Genomic DNA, 16,042 nt, shown 5'->3' with positions numbered 1-16,042 from the left:
ACTGAATATTCAAATAAACGAACAAATCCTTGTTACGGTCTTCGCTGCTTATAGTTTTTTTCGGAATATTGGCTTTTGGCCTAAGCATGCCTTTGCATGCGCAGGATCCGCAATATAGCCAATATTATGCAGCGCCTTTGTATCTCAATCCAGCCATGGCAGGCGGAGAGCTTACAGGAAGGGTAGGTTTTAATTACAGAAACCAATGGCCAAGCATTGATGCTCAGTTTACTACTTTCTCAGCCTTTTACGATACTTACCTTCCTGATTACAATGCAGGAGTGGGTTTTCATGTAATGCAGGATACAGAAGGAGCAGCCAAACTTCGGTCTACAACCATTTCCGGTATTTTTTCTTATGAATTAAAACTGGGGGATAATTCCTATTTCCGGCCCGGTTTTCAGGCAAGCTACATTCGAAGAGAAATCGGATTTTATGAAAATTTAATATTTGCTAATCAAATCAATCCTAGTGATCCTTTCGGACCTACACTTCCTGGGTCTGATATTCCGGGTCTTGGTGATCCTGTAAGTATGCTTTCTCTTTCATTGGGAGGGATGTTTTTTACAGAAAACTTCTGGATTGGACTGGCTGCTCACCATGTTAATGAGCCAAATCAATCTTTTATCGATGGCTTAAGTCCCTTGCCAGCCAAATTTTCCCTACACGGGGGATATAGAATTGCATTGGGAGAGGGTAGTTTCCGTGGGGATTTTACTCATATCAGAAAGCAGCGATATTTGACACCAACCTTTAACTACAAAAGACAAGGGCCATTTGAGCAGTTGGATGTAGGAGCATACTTTTATGTGGAACCCTTGGTTTTTGGGCTTTGGTACAGAGGGCTTCCTTATAAGCCGATTAATAACCAAAGCAACCGTGATGCAGTTGTCATGATGGTGGGAGTGAATTTACTGAGCGGTTTGAATATCGGTTACAGCTTCGATTATACTGTGTCCCAGCTTGGAATACAGTCTGGAGGAGCTCACGAATTAAGCCTTTCTTGGACACTTCCGAATAATTACCAAGGCAAGCCCTCCAGAAGGGATACTATCTTGCCTTGTCCTAAATTCTAAACATTTTACATGAGTCCTGAGACTTTAAAATACCTCTTGATAGGAGTGGTGAGTTTTGGCTTTTTGCTTGAGAAAATTTTAAGCTACCTGAATATCCAAAGACCTGTACCCAAAGTACCGGAAACTCTGGGGCAGTATCTCAGTTCAGAAAAGTTATTGGAAGCCAAAGCGTATCAGCGTGAAAATTACAACTTTGGCCTGGTCACGGGTATTTTTTCTTTCGCTTTGACAATCCTGTTTATCTATATGGGTTGGTTTGGCTGGATTGATGATTGGATTGGCAACTATATCAGTAATCCTCTTTTTCATTCTGTAGCCTTTTTTGCCCTAATATTTATTGGATCTGATTTGATCAGCTTGCCCTTTGATTATTACAGTACCTTCGTTATTGAAGAAAAATACGGTTTTAATAAAACCAGTTTAGGCACTTTTTTCTCAGATAAGCTCAAAGGATATATTCTTTCATTGATTGTTGGCGGTAGCTTATTATTAGTTTTCCTATGGTTAATCCATCAGATGGGTCCTCATTTTTGGTGGATTTTCTGGGCAGTGGCAGCTGTGTTCATGGTATTGGTCAATTTATTTTATACTGCTTGGATACTTCCCCTTTTCAATAAATTAACTCCTTTAGAAGATGGAGAATTGAAGCAAAAAATCATTCATTATGCCCAATCAGTTTCTTTTCCTCTGGAAAATATTCTGGTGATGGATGGAAGTAAAAGATCAGCCAAAGCCAATGCCTTTTTCTCAGGCTTTGGCAAGAGAAAAAAAGTAGTCCTGTATGACACATTATTAGAACAGCATCCACCAGATGAATTGGTCGCTGTTTTGGCTCATGAAGTTGGGCATTACAAGAAAAAGCATATCATTTTGGGCATGTTAGCCTCTGTATTGCAGGTTGGCATACTGTTGTTTTTGCTGTCTCAGTTTATTTTTTCAGAAAATATGAGCCTGGCATTAGGTGGGTCTGGGTGGTCTGCCCAATTGAATATCATAGGATTTACCATGTTATTTTCACCCATATCTATGATAATTGGGATCGGAATGAATTGGCTCAGTAGAAAAAATGAATTTGAGGCAGATGCATTTGCTAAAGAAACTTTTGAAGGCAAGCCTTTGGCGGAAGCATTGAAAACTCTTTCAGTAAAAACGCTAAGCAATATCAATCCTCATCCTTGGTACGTGTTTGTGAATTATTCCCATCCGCCTTTACTGCAGCGATTAGAAAAACTGGAAAATTGAGGGGGTAGGCTAAGAAGATAGAAATCGATACATTTTTTTTATCTTCAAATCTGCTTGAAGCCTAAAACCCATGAAAGACCTAGCCGATTTTCATTATCCACTTTCTGATCTTTTCTCACAGCCCAAATCCCATCAGGACTGGGACCAATACAGACTAAGTAAGGAACAAATTGAATTTTTTCACGAAAATGGATTTATCGCTGGGATCAAACTGCTTGATGAGAAACAAATTGAGGCTCTAAAAAAGGCCTTGGATGAGGTCATGGATCCTCAGCATCCCTTACATAATTTATTCCATGAGTTTCATAGCAATGAGTCTGGAGATCCGAATAAGGTACTTTTTCATTCTTTAGGCCATTGGCGAATCGCTGAAGCCTTTCATGATGTAATCTGGAATCCTGCCTTTAGAATGGTTGCGAGTCAATTACTCGGAGATCGTGCAGTCCGATTTTGGCATGACCAACTCTTTTGTAAGCCCGCTCATCACGGGGGAAATGTGGCCTGGCATCAAGATTATAGCTACTGGACCCGAACTATCGAAATGCAACATTTGACTTGTTGGTGCGGACTGGATGATGCCACAGAAGAAAATGGCTGCTTGCAATATGTTCCCGGCTCGCATCGCTGGGGTTTATTGGAAAAGCCTGCACTTGCGGGAGAGATGGACGGTTTGAAGCAAATGATGACAGCTGAGCAGATAGCAGAGTTCAAGCCTGTAGCTATTCCATTGAAAGCAGGATATGCGGCATTTCATCATCCTTTGTTAGTGCACGGAAGCTTTGCCAATTACTCTGATCGCTCCAGGAAGGCTTTTGTTCTGAATGTATTTGCGGACGGAACCATTTCAAATTCAGATGAACCGCTTTTGGAGGGAGTGCCTGTAATTCCAAAAGGGCAAAAAATGGAAGGGAAATTTTTCCCGCTGATTTTTGATCCAGCGAATATTTAAAGACTGATTTTTTATAATTTTTTCTTAAAAGCAGTGCTTAGCTAATATTATGATTTAAAAAAACCGAATCTTAGGCAAATAGATTTCTAAAGATCGAATAAATCCAATAAAGTATTTTGATTTTTAGGGAGTCAGACCGGGTGGAAAGTTTAACTTAGCTGATTAAAATCTGAATAAGTCTACCAATAATCCGAGATTATTGTTGCTTGCGATATTTCAGACTTCAAATTTTATCTTTCAAAATCTTAACAATGGCTTCAGGATTATTTGCCCTTCTCGATGATGTAGCTACACTAATGGATGATGTCGCCAGTATGACCAAAGTGGCTGCTAAGAAAACAGCAGGAATTTTAGGGGATGATTTGGCGGTAAATGCGGAAAAAGCTTCCGGTTTTGTGTCCAATAGAGAGCTACCTGTACTCTGGGCAATTACCAAAGGCTCCCTTTTGAATAAAATCATCATTCTTCCATTAGCTTTTTTACTGAGTGCTTTTTTACCGGTTTCTATTACAATCATTTTAATCATCGGAGGTATTTATCTTGCTTATGAAGGTGCCTTGAAAGTAATGGAGTGGATCCTTCCAGAAAAAAACAAGGAAAAAGCAAAGCTCCGACCCGAATTGAGCAAAGAGCAAATTCTCGCGCTAGAGAAAAAGAAAATTAAGTCTGCAATTACCACAGACTTTATCCTATCCGTTGAAATCATCATTATCACTTTGGGAGCGGTAGAGGGAGAGCCGTTTTTGAATCAAATTTTGGTGGTCACCTTGATCTCATTAATCGCCACAGTGGGGGTTTATGGATTAGTGGCAGTAATTGTCCGTATGGATGAAATGGGGCAGAAGTTGATCAATTGGAATGAGGAGGACGACACCCTGTCTGATAAGGTTGGAATGGCCATGGTAGTGGGGCTTCCTTACTTAGTAAGATTCATCAGTATTGTTGGTACCATAGCTTTATTCTTGGTCGCAGGAGGTATTTTTACCCATAAAATCGACTTCTTCCATCATCTTCTCACAGGATTACCAACTATCTTAAGGGACTTTTTAATCGGTTTCATAATCGGTATTTTAGTGTGGATTCCTATCCATTTGATAAAAACCAAGGTTTCAAAGAAAAACTAATTCCCATGAAAAGATTCCTTCCCTTGATACTCTGTGCATTTTTGATTTCTTGCGGGCTTAGCGCACAGCAATACCTACAATTTGAAGGAAAAGATGGACCCGGAAAGGGAAAACACATCGTTTTGGTAGCAGGAGATGATGAGTATCGCTCAGAGGAAAGCATGCCTATGTTGGCAAAAATTCTTTCAGAGCATCATGGTTTTAAAACTACCGTATTATTCCCTATCCACCCTGAGACAGGTGATATAGTTCCAAACTATCAAAACAATATACCGGGCTTGGAGCAGCTCGCAACAGCAGATTTGATGATTATGTTGATCCGTTTTAGGGAATTGCCGGACGAGCAGGCACAGTATATTGAGGGCTTTTTGAAAGCCGGAAAACCTATCATAGGATTGCGCACCTCCACCCATGCCTTTGCTTATCAAAAGAATAAAGATTCTCGCTTCTCCAAATGGCATTGGATGAGTAAAGTGGAAGGTTGGGAAAGAGGTTTTGGTCAGCGGATTTTTGGAGAAACCTGGGTAAACCACCATGGAAATCATGGAAAAGAAGGAACAAGAGGATTGATAGATGGGGTAAAGCAAGCCAATGATCATCCTGTACTTCGCGGAGTGACTGATATATGGGGTCCTTCAGATGTGTATGGAATCAAACACTTGCCAGACGATGCCGAGATATTGGTATATGGACAGAGCACTGCAGAGCTCGATCCCAATTCTTCCTTGGTTTGGGAAAAATCCCTCATGCCTATAGCTTGGACCAAACCTTACCAAATCGAAAATGGAAAGCCCGGAATGGCTTTCGCTTCAACAATGGGAGCTTCTTTGGATTTCCAGAGTGAAGATTTAAGACGCTTGATTTTGAATGCTAGTTTTTGGCTACTGGGAATGGAAGATGACATCAAACCTGATCTATCGGTTGTTTTGGTAGGAAAATACGAACCTACTATGTTTGGTTTTGATACTTTTAGAAAAGGGATGAGAGTTTCTGATTTTAAGTAAAGTAAGCCTTAATGAATCAATAGCTAATAAGTATGATCTTATTTGTACCGATCATTCAGCCCTTTTCCTTCCAGGATCATGGGGATGATTTTCTCCAAGCGCGAAACTTGAGTTGCTTCCCGCTTGGCTTCTGTAATGTATTCTGCATACTCTTTTTGTTTATAGGGAGTCAGGAGTTCAAAGGCTTTTTTCAATTTTGAATCAGCCTTCAGTTTTTCTTTTAATATTCCGGGCAACTCCAACTCTTTTGATTTTTCCGGTTTCCAAACCAGTCCTTTCTGTTCGTTGGAAATAGCCTCCTGAACCAGCTCTAAAAATACTTTTTCATCCAAATCCTCCTCAGATTCCATTCTCCATTGGCGCATGGCTTTGGTTTTTCCTTCCTGAGCATTGATCAAGACTTGATGCTGATCTTTTAAAAATACCCCATTATAAAACCAAACAGCGAAATGATGCTTCATTCCTGCAAAACCCAAGACGTTTTTTCCATCAAGGGTAAACACCGGCATTCCCCATTTTACAGTTTCAGTCAGTTCCGTAGCAGACTCTATTAAATTTCTGAGTCGGTTTTCCAGTTCTATCCATTGAGGGTTTTTGGGCATAGTAATGTGATTTTAGAGATAAGATGGTGGAAAATAATGAAATTGTTGAAACTCGCATTTATCGTTTTGCGGCTTTGCGTGCGGGAGATTTTCAGTGCCTGCCTACCGCAGGTACTAAAATATTTATCTGAAATGCATTTGAATAAATGCGCATATCTCCTAGTTTAACTAGCCTACCTCGTGAAGAACGAAACGGAATCATCACGCCTGAGGCAAGACTCGTGATATAGCCAGTGCTACTTTCTGTTTTCAAAGTATTTGTCGTCTTTTAAGTGTTACAAAGAGTCCGTGTGTAAATCCAATTATTATGTGTCCAATGATAAATAAAATTCCGAGTCCAAGTTGTCCAAGTCCGTATTCATCGTGTCCTGTCAATAGCTTGGAATAGGTAACCACAAATGTCATGTATGCAATTAGCACCAATGTGTGAACAGCAAATATTTTCCAAAATGACTTCCGTTTTGCTAACATTAAATATGTCGCAAGTAGCAGCAATGGAGAGGCTAAAAGTAATATGAGAAATACGCTATACATTTATTTTGCTGGTCTGTACATTGATAGATTTATTAAGGTTTAAGAGCTGGTCGATAAGAATTTTGTTTGTCACCCAAAGCAGTCCACCAAGAACGTAAGCAGCAATTTTCCAGTTTTCACCATGATAGATGAAGGAGTCGTGAAAAGTCTTTTCTATAACTACTTGCTCAAATGTCCACAGAATGAAATTCACAATAAAGCTTATAGCTGTCCAGCCAAATTTGTAGTTGGTTGTCAGGTAATAAAAAGTGATTTGCAAAACGAAAATTGTCAGGTAGATAACCGTCATAAAATACCAACCAATGTCAGGAAGCACAGCAAGCGTCCCTTCGACAATTAGTATAGTTAAAAGTGCCAGTCCAAGCCCTAGAAAGTAATGTATGGTCGTCTTTTTTAGCATTGGCTATACACTTTGTAAGCAGTATGTGCTTTATTCTATAATCATTTTATTGATTTTTGGTTGAACAATCCATATTCCAATTGGATAGAACCAAAATAGGAAAAATTCTCCTGCAAAGTCCGAAAAGTTAACTTCTCGTTGTAGTTCAACTGTTTTAAATGTCTTTGCTACAAAGTATAAAGAGTAAAATATGCAAAACATGGAGAATAAATGTAAAGGAACGATTACAGCAACTAAAACACCTATCAGGCCAACGCTTGGTTCTGTTCCATTTGTCATTAAACCGTTCAATTGGACTCCCATAAACAGAGTAACGAAAAGCAAGTAAACCATTGGTATAAAAAAGAAAATCTTAAATTTCTTTACTTTCATTTTTACATCTTCCGGTACTTTAATTTGAAGTCCAACTGCCACAGACCAAAACCAACCAAAAAATACTCCCGTGAAAATTATCATCATGATTGGGAAGAATTTCATATAGTTAAAAATAAAAGTTGGGTCAGGATTGTTTCCGGTTCCAACGTTTGTGAATATAGTTCCTACCATAAGGAATTGTAACATCATTGGAATTCCGAATGTCAATAAGAATAATTGCCAATGTTTAGCCTTTAAAAATTTTTCAGTCATTTTTATCTTACTCTAGTTTTTCTGTATAACTGTCAACTTATTTATTGTTAATATTTTTTAGTGACTATGCGCCCAGTTTGGATAGGTTTGCACGACTTTATATCTTTTTTTAGTCAATAGATTTTTACCTAATTCTGTCTTTTCAGACTCCTTGTCACTAAAAAGTTATGAAAAATAAGGAAGTCGTTAATCACTTGCAAGAGAGGTTTAGTCTATTAAGCAGAATTTGTTAGTTTTTTTCAAATTCAATTTTTCCAGTCTCTTTCCTTATTTTAATTCTCTCAAACCCAAAACCTATGAAAAATCTCCTGTCTCTTCTTGCTTTGGCTTTTCTTTTCTCCTGTCAGCAACCCCAAAATTCTACAGAAGTCAATATCTCCGAAATTCAGAAACCCCGAACCATCGTAACCACCGATGGAGAAATTGACGATGTGGATTCTTTTATCCGAATGTTGCTGTATGCCAATGAATTCAGAATTGAAGGCTTGATCTATTCTTCCTCCATGTGGCATTACAAAGGGGATGGGAAAGGAACTTCCTTTGTCTCCGAAATGGAGATGACCAAAAATATGTACGGAGCTCAGACAGATCTCCGATGGCCGGGAACCACTTGGATGAACCCGCTTTTGGATGCCTATGAAGAGGTTTATCCTAAGCTCAGTCAACATGCAGATGGTTTTCCCACAGCAGACTATCTGCGTTCAGTAGTCAGAGTAGGAAATATAGATTTTGAGGGAGAAATGGAAAAGGATACTCCAGGCTCTGACTTTATAAAAGCCAAATTGCTGGATGAGAATATGGAACCTATCTATTTGCAGGTTTGGGGTGGTACAAACACCATCGCACGGGCTTTAAAATCCATAGAGGATGAATTTAAATCGAGTCCGGAATGGGAGAAAATTTATCAAAAGGTCATAGATAAAGCTATCATTTATGCCATTTTGGATCAGGATGCTACCTATAGAAAATACATTGAACCTAACTGGCCGGATTTGAAGATTTATTACAACTCCAGTCAATTTTGGTGCTTTGCTTATCCCTGGAAAGAGGCAGTTCCTGAGTCACAGCATTATCTATTCGAAGGGGAATTTATGGGAAATGAGATTATCAATGACCACGGTCCTTTGCTTAAGCAATATTATAGCTATGGAGACGGGCAAAAGCAGGAGGGAGATGATGAGCATATTCATGGAGATCCTACTCAACTTGAAAATGCACAATGGGGATCTTTTGGGATTTTTGATTTTATCTCGGAGGGAGATTCTCCTGCCTTTTTGCACCTCATAGACGTGGGCTTGGATAATCTGAACCATCCTGAATGGGGTGGCTGGGGTGGTCGGCTGGTTCAGTCCTCCACCCAACCCAATCGCTGGGAAGATGGAGCAGCGGCACTAGATTATAGTCCTTTTAAGGATACCTTGGATCCCACTTATCCTCAAATCCGATGGATAGAGGCTATTCAGCAGGATTTTGCAGCCAGAGCAGATTGGTGCGTGAAGGATTACCCAAACGCCAATCATGCCCCTTTAGTTAAAGTAATAGGGACCGCCAGACCAAAAGCTAAAGCTGGTGCTAAACTCAATCTGGCAGTGGAAACTTCTGATCCGGATGGAGATGAGGTAGAAACCAAATTTTGGATCTATCAAGAAGTTGGAACTTACACCGGTAAGGCCAGCTTGAATGCTTCAGGGAATCAGGTAGAAGTTCAATTGGGTCCAAGCGCAACTGGTCAGCTTCATATAATCGCCGAAGTCAAAGACAATGGAATTCATCCCATGACTCGATATGCAAGGTTTGTAGTGGATGTAGAGTAGAGGCTAGAGATTAGATGCGAGAATATAGAAACTAGATGCGAGAGATTAGATGCAAGAAGCTAGAAATGAGATTCGAGAGACTAGAAGCGTGAAATACTGCCTACTGTAAACTGTTTGCTGCCTACTGCAAACTGCTCACCGCCTACTGAAAACTACTTTTCCTCCAATGCCTCCCCATCAAACTGCACCCCTTCCCAACCGGAATTCATGAAGTTTCTGATGTTTTGATGGTCTTTTCCATTGGGGTTCAGCAGCACGTCTTTTCTGTAATAATCTCCAAAAAGTTGAAGGGCTTCTTCCTTGGATAATCCCTTCATTTTGGCAAAAGAAAGGATTTTACAACTCCCGTTATTCTGCCCTGCTTCGTTGACTTCATTTCCATTAATAAAACGCGTTGGGGTAAAAGTATAGTGCTTTTCGATAAACTCAATAACCTCGGAAAACTGGATTTTATCTGGAGCACTTTTCAGTTGGTCTAGCATATTAAGGATTGATTTTTTCGCAAGTTGCAGTTTTTCTGATCATCAGGAAATCAAAAATTGATTGGTGGAAACAGGTTTTCAGGCGAGGTCATTCGGTCTTCTGTCTTCCAACCAATTAGCCTAAGAAAATCCAGCAACTGGTATGATTGCCGATAATCAGAATTTTAAAAAACATATTCTAGACCCACAAAAAAGGATCTTCCATCGGCTGGGATAATGCCCGGACCAGGATAACCTGCTGCTCTCCTCGTAAAATATCGTTCATCACTTAGGTTATTCACTGAGGTTTCGATTTTCAGACGTTTGATTTGGTATTGAAAAGTTAAATCCATCACCTGATAGGAGGGGATGATGCCTTCCACCGCAGAAGGAGTTTTCACAGCATTAGTTGCGTCTGTGAAATGTTGCTGAACATAATTGTATTGAAAACTCATCCTGAATTTCTCCCTGCTAAATGAAAAGCCTGGCTTGATCATAACCGGAGGAACCAACTCCAATTGATTCCCTTCCACTCCTGACTCACCTGAGTTGATATACCTTGCCTGAATCAGGGAAATATTAGAAAATACAGAAAGCTTATACTTTTTATCATAGCCCAAAGCCTTGATCAAATTAACTTCTCCAAATGCCTCCATTCCTGCGCTGTAGGCATCTGCTACATTGGTTCGAAATCTGAAAATCCTGAAATTCTCTGAATCAGTCTTCAATACTGCACCGATTCTGTCATTGTACCGGAGATAAAATAAGCTGACATCATAATTGAATAGATCGGCTTTATTCCCACGAATACCTAAATCAAAGTTGTACCCGCTTTCGTCTTGAATATTTTCATCCACCACCAAATTGGGATTGTTTACCCGGATATCATTGAAATTGATAGATCTGTAGTTTTGGGAGAAATTCGCATAAATCTCCTGATTGGGTATGCCTTTGTAGCTGAGTCCTATCCCACCAAATAAAAAGGATCGGTCTCTGATTCTGGATTCATTTACCTGAAAAGTGGAGTCTACCGCAAAACCTGTTTGGGGATCCAGCTCCTTGGTAGTTTGGGTATAATAACCTTCTGCTTGGGTTCGTATCATCTCATATCTCAGCCCAGGGGTGATGCTGAAATTTGGGCCAACATTGAATACGTTTTCTGCAAATAGCGCCACATTTCTTCCCGGAAATTCATAGTCAGAATCTTCCAGATCGCCGGGATTCAAAAATCTGAAATCGGCCTCTTTTCCTGCCTGTCCCAATCCTTGTTTTCTAAGAGTTAGTCCCTGATAATACCTTGTTCCGATCAGTAATGCCTGTTCTTGCTTTCCAATTTGGTAGTTGTAGATCAGTCTAGCCTCAGAACCGAAATTCTTAAAATCATCTACAAATAAGTTTCTCTCATCATCCGTATCTACCCGGTCAATCCTCCCCAAATTTCCCAAGGCATCCCTTCCTCCGATCAATCCGAAATTTCTCCAGTTGAATCGAAGTTTTGCAGAGAGCTTGTAATCTACAAGTAGGGAAAAAAGGTTCCAATTGACCTGAAACCAGTTTCTTTCCCGAATGGACTGTCTTGCATTTTCTTCAAAAAGCGCATCTGTCAAGCCTCCAGGCTGCTGAGCCAGATAGTCCATATAGGTATATTGGCCCGTAATGCTTAGGTTTTCATTGGCTTCGAAAGTCAATGAGGTATAAGCCACTTTGGAATCAAATCCGCTATTGGGCCTCCAGCCATTTCCTCTTTTATACTGGAAAAAAGTATAATGATTGAACTTACCGACTTGTCCCCCAAGGCTGGAAAAGGTATTGAAAAAACCAAATGAGCCCACAGTATTCCGTAGAGTGACTTCTGCCTTTTTCTCTGGGTTCCCTTTTTTCATCTGGAAGTTCAGTAAACCGCCAAACTGAGTTCCATACTGCAAGGAGGCTGCTCCTCTTACCACTTCTATGCGTTCTACGCCTTCAAGTGATGGTGTGTAATAGCTTTCAGGATAACCTAAGGCATCGGCGCTGATATCATAGCCATTTTGTCTTACATTGAAATGGGAAGTTCTATTTGGGTCCAAGCCTCTTGCTCCAATGCCCAACTGTAATCCCGCCCCATCGTTTTCGTAGATATTCAGTCCCGGTACTTTGTTATAAGTCTGCCGGCTGTTGTTAGTTGCGAGATTGAGAGCCAGATCCTTCAGTTCTATTACCTCATTTTTCTTTCCTTCGAAAATATTACTTCCTTCAATAGCATTGAGCCTTCGAACACCAAAGGTATTGACGCGCTCATCTTGGATCGTCACATTTTCCAGTTCCTGGCTCAGTTCTTCCAGTTGAAAATCTTTTTTCAAAATTGCTTGATCAGCTCTTACTTCTATTTCTTCCTGAATGGTGCCAAAGCCCGTGAAAAAGACGACCATCCTATAATTTCCTGCCGGAACCCCAACCATTTCATAATTTCCCCTAGCATTTGTAATCGCTTGATAGTTGGTCTCTTTGAGATAAACCAAGGCTCCGGGCATCCCTTCCTTGCCACTTTTTACCGATCCTCTGATGATTACCTGGCTTATGGCGAGGTGACAGCATAGGATAAGAACTAAACTTAGGATGACTTTTTTCATTGATTTGAAAGTGGTAAAATCCAGTTTTTGGGAGCGAAACTATCTTTGATCTGGGTCAGGTCCTTATTAGGGTCCAAAAACAGCTGACTGCCTCTTCCATTTAGAGAGACATACACCTCAGCTCTAATTTCAGGCTTGGATATTCCTTGCTTTTTCAGGCTGTCCTCCAGAAAGTGAGCAAACTGAAGAATCATATCCGGTTGAGTGGACATCTGCTTTTCTTGCATGGGACTTAAATAGTCCTTTGGGTAGAGTTCCCAGCTTCTTCCTGTATCTGGATCTGTCACATGGAAGATGGCATAGCCGGCTTTTTCCATCAACATGACCCTCCAGGAAAATCTATAACCTTGCTCTGTCCAAAAAAGATTTCCGGGATAGAGCAAATACCTGAAAGGGAAAAGAATCTGAAAGCTGAAAAACAGAAAAAATAAACCTGTCAATAGACTCAAATTCTGAGGTTTATATAGTATTTGCTCCTGTATAACAACTTTTTCTTTCTTGAAGAAAGCTTGAATTTTTTCATGCGTATCAGCACTAAAAAATACAGTAGTCAAGCCTATCATAATGAAAGGAAACATGCCGATCGGGAAAAGAATCCAGGTGGTAATATGAAAGACAACAACAGCCAAAAATGCCAAGCTTCTGTATTTCTTGGAGAATAAAAAGAAGGGGATGCTTAAATCATAAATGGCACCAAACCAACTGAAAAGGTATGCTACCCAGAGTTCATCTAAGAAAGGCCCAATCAATGGGAGGGAAGTATGAGGAGCTAACCATATTTTCAATGGAAGCGCTTCTATAAGCCATTCATGATTGAGCTTGGCTACACCTGCATAGAAATAAACAATCGCCAACAATAGCTTGACACTGAATATAAATCCATTGGGAATGTGAGTGGCTAGCTTATTTTTATTTCTCAGAAGGTCGATGGAGAAACTTTTATGAGCAGGCAAAAAAATCATCACAAAAGCCAATAAGCTGACAAAATAATAGTGATTCAAGTAATTGGTTAGGTCAATCAGCTCCACATAGGTAAAGGAAAGAAAGAAAATCACAGCGGAGATTCTGTAAAATAAACCGAGCATGATGCCTATGCTGGATAGAATCATCAGTCCAAAAAGTACATACATCCAAGTAGGGCCCGGATAGCTCACCCATTCGAAACCAAAATAGGAAAAATGGAAAATCGGCTCATTGTATTGGGTTTCTATCCAACCATACAATACAAATCGAAGAGTACTCCAAAGCATTAAAAAGCCAAAAAGCACCCTTAAATTACTTAAGGGTGCAATGCTACTTGGTTTGTTAAGAAATGCCAGGAATCTGTTGAGCACTTAATCTCCGTCGTTATCTTGATAGGAAATGAGAATACCTAAAGCGGAAGCCAAATCAACTTTGACAAGCACAACTGTTTTTTGAAGTTCCAAATAAGCCTCATTTGCAATGGTAGCTTGAGCTTCAATGGATCTACTGTATGGGTCAGAAATTTGATTCAGCTTGCTTAAGCTGTTCTGAAACTGTTGCTCCAAAGCGCTTGAAAGGCTTCCTCCTTTATACTGAGCATTCAGTTGATTGAGATATGCCAAAAGGCTTTGGGAGTTAGCTCCTTCTGAGGTTCTGGATCCTTTGAATACATCTAGGTATCCCTGCACATTGGATCTTGCCAAAAGCATACTATTTCCACTGTAATAAGCTTCTGCATTTTTAGGAATTAAAATTCCTTGAGATCTTTTTCCCAAAGGAATTCCCACCTTGGCATCTCTGGTAAATACCTCCAAAGACTGGGAAAGTGAATTGATCAATTGTCCTAAAGATGAACCTACATCAGTTCCTGTACGCTCCACAAAAGTAGAACGGTAATTTCCTTCTCCTGAATTCCAAGCCACGGATACTCTAGAAACCAAGGTTTGCATATCCTCAATGCTTGCTCTCAAATACTCTTTTCGGGTGGAGGCATTTGCATTGGTTGTGAAATCAGCAATGATATCAGCATCTGACTTATTATCTCCATAAAGCAAATAATCGATAGCCGGGAACCCTTTTTTGTTGTTATTGCTTAGAGATTGCAATTGGATATTACCTGTAGCGATGGCATTGTCAATTGCAAAATTATCTGTTGGAAAAGTGTTGACCTGTGCGCGTAGGGTCTGATCAAAAGCAGGCCCGAAGTCAAAGAATTCAACTTTTTGCCAGGCTACATAAGCTTTTATAAAGGTAGATCTAGCATTTCCCAAGGTAGCAGGGCTAGGATCATTCAAAAATGCCGTAATACTGGAATTCATGCCAGTCACCTCAGTATCCAACTGAGTATAAGCTGGTATAATAACTTGGTCTGCCAAGTTTTCCAGAAGAGGTTTTCTGTCAATTTGAACCTTTGTTTCTTCAGTTGAGTCAACGCAAGAAAACAGCATGACCAAAAGGCCTGCTGTTAACATAGAAAGTTCTTTAATATTGATTTTAAAGGACATCTTTGATTGGGTTTAGTTCAGGATAAGCATTGCTTAATCTTTCTTTTGCTCTATTTAGACCTTCCATAGTTACTTTCCAGAAGTTGCCTCCTTCACCGAAATCTTTGGTAAGGATGTCATTGATTTCCTGGTTAGTCAATTTCTTCATTGGGCTATATTGGATAGCTTTCACAAAACCATAGGTTTCAGAAAGTAAGTGAAGCATATTGCCGATATCGCCAGTACTCAGGGAGTTCATGGTTCTGTTGATATAGTGAACCGTAGTTGCGGCGGTTACTAATTCATGCAGTTCGATGATTCTTTGCTTTTGGGTGTCTCTCAAAGCATAGTCTTTTGCGACAATTGCAGCACGTCCGGTGATGTAGGCTTTCATTAATGGCTCATTTACATTCAGAGCTGCGTCTCTGCCATTGGTATACTTGGCCCAGAAGATGTTTTCGCTATCCTGCAAAACGGGATCCCCTGAGGGGAAATCTCTTGGTACACCCCAGTATCCAAACGCTTCATCCCAGTGATGCTCCATTGCTGTGTAGTTTTTACCTTCTACTAAAAGGGTATTCTCCACATTGTTGCCAATTTTAGATTCAGAAAGGTAGACATTCATGATTTGGTCATAGAATATCGAGCCCATCACGCCTTTTTCAAACATCTCCTTGAATTCCCATCCTTTTTCATTCACCAAGATGAAATTTCCGGAATTGCCTCTTTCAATCAAACCTGCTACTCCGTCTGAAGCTGTAGTTCTATTTTGAGCCATTTTGGCACTTGTAGAAGCTGCCTCACTCAATACAGACTTGATGAAATTAACCTCAGCAGGGTTGGTTTTATCTTCTAGTTTCTTGCTTGAGGCATTCAGTTCACTGCTTTCAAAAGGGCTGTTGTTATTTGAATACATGTTCAACAGCTTCGTAAGCGAGATTTCAGAACCATCATTAGCAGAAGAGATGTAGTTCTTGATTTCAGTAGTCATGTTCAAACGATCAGTTTGACCTTGATAACTCACTGTAGAAGAGCCGTTGCGCTCAAAGCTGTATGTATTAGGGATAAGGATACTTGGCTCTTCATTCGTGCTTTCACATGCGAAAAATGGAGCCAAAAGGGAAACAAATAGTAATTTTTTGAATTTCAT

General features: G+C 40.0%; 14 protein-coding genes. 6 read left to right on the top strand and 8 right to left on the bottom strand.

Annotated features, from left to right (window positions below):
- The first annotated feature begins 29 nt into the window (after positions 1-29).
- The 5 genes from GYM62_RS13060 to GYM62_RS13040 all read left to right on the top strand — a co-directional run bounded on the left by GYM62_RS13060 (position 30) and on the right by GYM62_RS13040 (position 5,395).
- A complete protein-coding gene (locus GYM62_RS13060) occupies positions 30-1,076 on the top strand; it encodes a type IX secretion system membrane protein PorP/SprF (protein WP_091648880.1) in 1,047 nt (348 codons plus the stop codon).
- Positions 1,077-1,085: 9 nt separating this feature from the next.
- Positions 1,086-2,318 (top strand): M48 family metallopeptidase, encoded by a 1,233-nt coding sequence (locus GYM62_RS13055; protein ID WP_219956748.1) that lies wholly within the window; start codon positions 1,086-1,088, stop codon positions 2,316-2,318.
- A 70-nt stretch (positions 2,319-2,388) separates the two neighbouring features.
- Complete coding sequence (locus GYM62_RS13050; RefSeq protein WP_219956747.1) at positions 2,389-3,267, top strand: phytanoyl-CoA dioxygenase family protein; 879 nt, start codon at positions 2,389-2,391, stop codon at positions 3,265-3,267.
- Between the two features lie 251 nt (positions 3,268-3,518).
- Entirely contained in the window at positions 3,519-4,391 is an 873-nt protein-coding gene (locus GYM62_RS13045) for a DUF808 domain-containing protein (protein WP_219956746.1), read from the top strand.
- A 5-nt stretch (positions 4,392-4,396) separates the two neighbouring features.
- Positions 4,397-5,395 carry a ThuA domain-containing protein gene (locus GYM62_RS13040; protein WP_219956745.1) on the top strand — a complete coding sequence of 333 codons (999 nt, stop codon included), beginning with the start codon at positions 4,397-4,399 and terminating at the stop codon, positions 5,393-5,395.
- 38 nt (positions 5,396-5,433) lie between these two features.
- Here GYM62_RS13040 and GYM62_RS13035 read toward each other — a convergent pair whose 3' ends face one another.
- The 3 genes from GYM62_RS13035 to GYM62_RS13025 form a co-directional block, all read right to left on the bottom strand.
- Positions 5,434-5,997: a YdeI family protein gene (locus GYM62_RS13035; protein ID WP_219956744.1), complete on the bottom strand. Its 564-nt coding sequence runs from the start codon at positions 5,995-5,997 to the stop codon at positions 5,434-5,436.
- A 526-nt stretch (positions 5,998-6,523) separates the two neighbouring features.
- A complete protein-coding gene (locus GYM62_RS13030) occupies positions 6,524-6,931 on the bottom strand; it encodes a hypothetical protein (RefSeq protein WP_219956743.1) in 408 nt (135 codons plus the stop codon).
- A 30-nt stretch (positions 6,932-6,961) separates the two neighbouring features.
- Entirely contained in the window at positions 6,962-7,558 is a 597-nt protein-coding gene (locus GYM62_RS13025; protein WP_219956742.1) for a hypothetical protein, read from the bottom strand.
- A gap of 296 nt (positions 7,559-7,854) precedes the next feature.
- On the opposite strand from GYM62_RS13025, the gene GYM62_RS13020 reads away from it, so the two are divergent.
- Positions 7,855-9,372, top strand: coding sequence for a DUF1593 domain-containing protein (locus GYM62_RS13020; protein WP_219956741.1), 1,518 nt, complete (start codon positions 7,855-7,857; stop codon positions 9,370-9,372).
- Positions 9,373-9,524: 152 nt separating this feature from the next.
- Here GYM62_RS13020 and GYM62_RS13015 read toward each other — a convergent pair whose 3' ends face one another.
- From GYM62_RS13015 to GYM62_RS12995, 5 genes are all read right to left on the bottom strand, one after another.
- Positions 9,525-9,854 (bottom strand): HopJ type III effector protein, encoded by a 330-nt coding sequence (locus GYM62_RS13015; RefSeq protein WP_219956740.1) that lies wholly within the window; start codon positions 9,852-9,854, stop codon positions 9,525-9,527.
- A 164-nt stretch (positions 9,855-10,018) separates the two neighbouring features.
- Positions 10,019-12,445: a TonB-dependent receptor gene (locus GYM62_RS13010; protein ID WP_219956739.1), complete on the bottom strand. Its 2,427-nt coding sequence runs from the start codon at positions 12,443-12,445 to the stop codon at positions 10,019-10,021.
- Positions 12,442-13,779: an HTTM domain-containing protein gene (locus GYM62_RS13005; RefSeq protein ID WP_255590376.1), complete on the bottom strand. Its 1,338-nt coding sequence runs from the start codon at positions 13,777-13,779 to the stop codon at positions 12,442-12,444. The genes GYM62_RS13010 and GYM62_RS13005 overlap by 4 nt, the downstream gene beginning before the upstream one ends.
- A complete protein-coding gene (locus GYM62_RS13000) occupies positions 13,780-14,913 on the bottom strand; it encodes an imelysin family protein (protein WP_219956738.1) in 1,134 nt (377 codons plus the stop codon). It lies immediately after the preceding gene.
- Positions 14,903-16,042, bottom strand: a complete 1,140-nt coding sequence (locus GYM62_RS12995; RefSeq protein ID WP_219956737.1) for a DUF4856 domain-containing protein — start codon at positions 16,040-16,042, stop codon at positions 14,903-14,905. Before GYM62_RS12995 ends, GYM62_RS13000 begins: the two co-directional genes overlap by 11 nt.

Source organism: Algoriphagus sp. NBT04N3, from assembly GCF_019443765.1.
GTDB lineage: Bacteria > Bacteroidota > Bacteroidia > Cytophagales > Cyclobacteriaceae > Algoriphagus > Algoriphagus ornithinivorans.
The sequence above is the reverse complement of the archived record's forward strand: the minus strand, read 5'-3'. Positions and strand labels throughout refer to the sequence as shown.

Bases quoted from the DNA above. Each gene is read 5' to 3' on its own strand.
- GYM62_RS13010 (WP_219956739.1), bottom strand. From the start codon at position 12,445: ATGAAAAAAGTCATCCTAAGTTTAGTTCTTATCCTATGCTGTCACCTC.
- GYM62_RS13055 (WP_219956748.1), top strand. From the start codon at position 1,086: ATGAGTCCTGAGACTTTAAAATACCTCTTGATAGGAGTGGTGAGTTTT.
- GYM62_RS13025 (WP_219956742.1), bottom strand. From the start codon at position 7,558: ATGACTGAAAAATTTTTAAAGGCTAAACATTGGCAATTATTCTTATTG.
- GYM62_RS13040 (WP_219956745.1), top strand. From the start codon at position 4,397: ATGAAAAGATTCCTTCCCTTGATACTCTGTGCATTTTTGATTTCTTGC.
- GYM62_RS13030 (WP_219956743.1), bottom strand. From the start codon at position 6,931: ATGCTAAAAAAGACGACCATACATTACTTTCTAGGGCTTGGACTGGCA.
- GYM62_RS13000 (WP_219956738.1), bottom strand. From the start codon at position 14,913: ATGTCCTTTAAAATCAATATTAAAGAACTTTCTATGTTAACAGCAGGC.
- GYM62_RS12995 (WP_219956737.1), bottom strand. From the start codon at position 16,042: ATGAAATTCAAAAAATTACTATTTGTTTCCCTTTTGGCTCCATTTTTC.
- GYM62_RS13015 (WP_219956740.1), bottom strand. From the start codon at position 9,854: ATGCTAGACCAACTGAAAAGTGCTCCAGATAAAATCCAGTTTTCCGAG.
- GYM62_RS13035 (WP_219956744.1), bottom strand. From the start codon at position 5,997: ATGCCCAAAAACCCTCAATGGATAGAACTGGAAAACCGACTCAGAAAT.
- GYM62_RS13020 (WP_219956741.1), top strand. From the start codon at position 7,855: ATGAAAAATCTCCTGTCTCTTCTTGCTTTGGCTTTTCTTTTCTCCTGT.
- GYM62_RS13050 (WP_219956747.1), top strand. From the start codon at position 2,389: ATGAAAGACCTAGCCGATTTTCATTATCCACTTTCTGATCTTTTCTCA.
- GYM62_RS13045 (WP_219956746.1), top strand. From the start codon at position 3,519: ATGGCTTCAGGATTATTTGCCCTTCTCGATGATGTAGCTACACTAATG.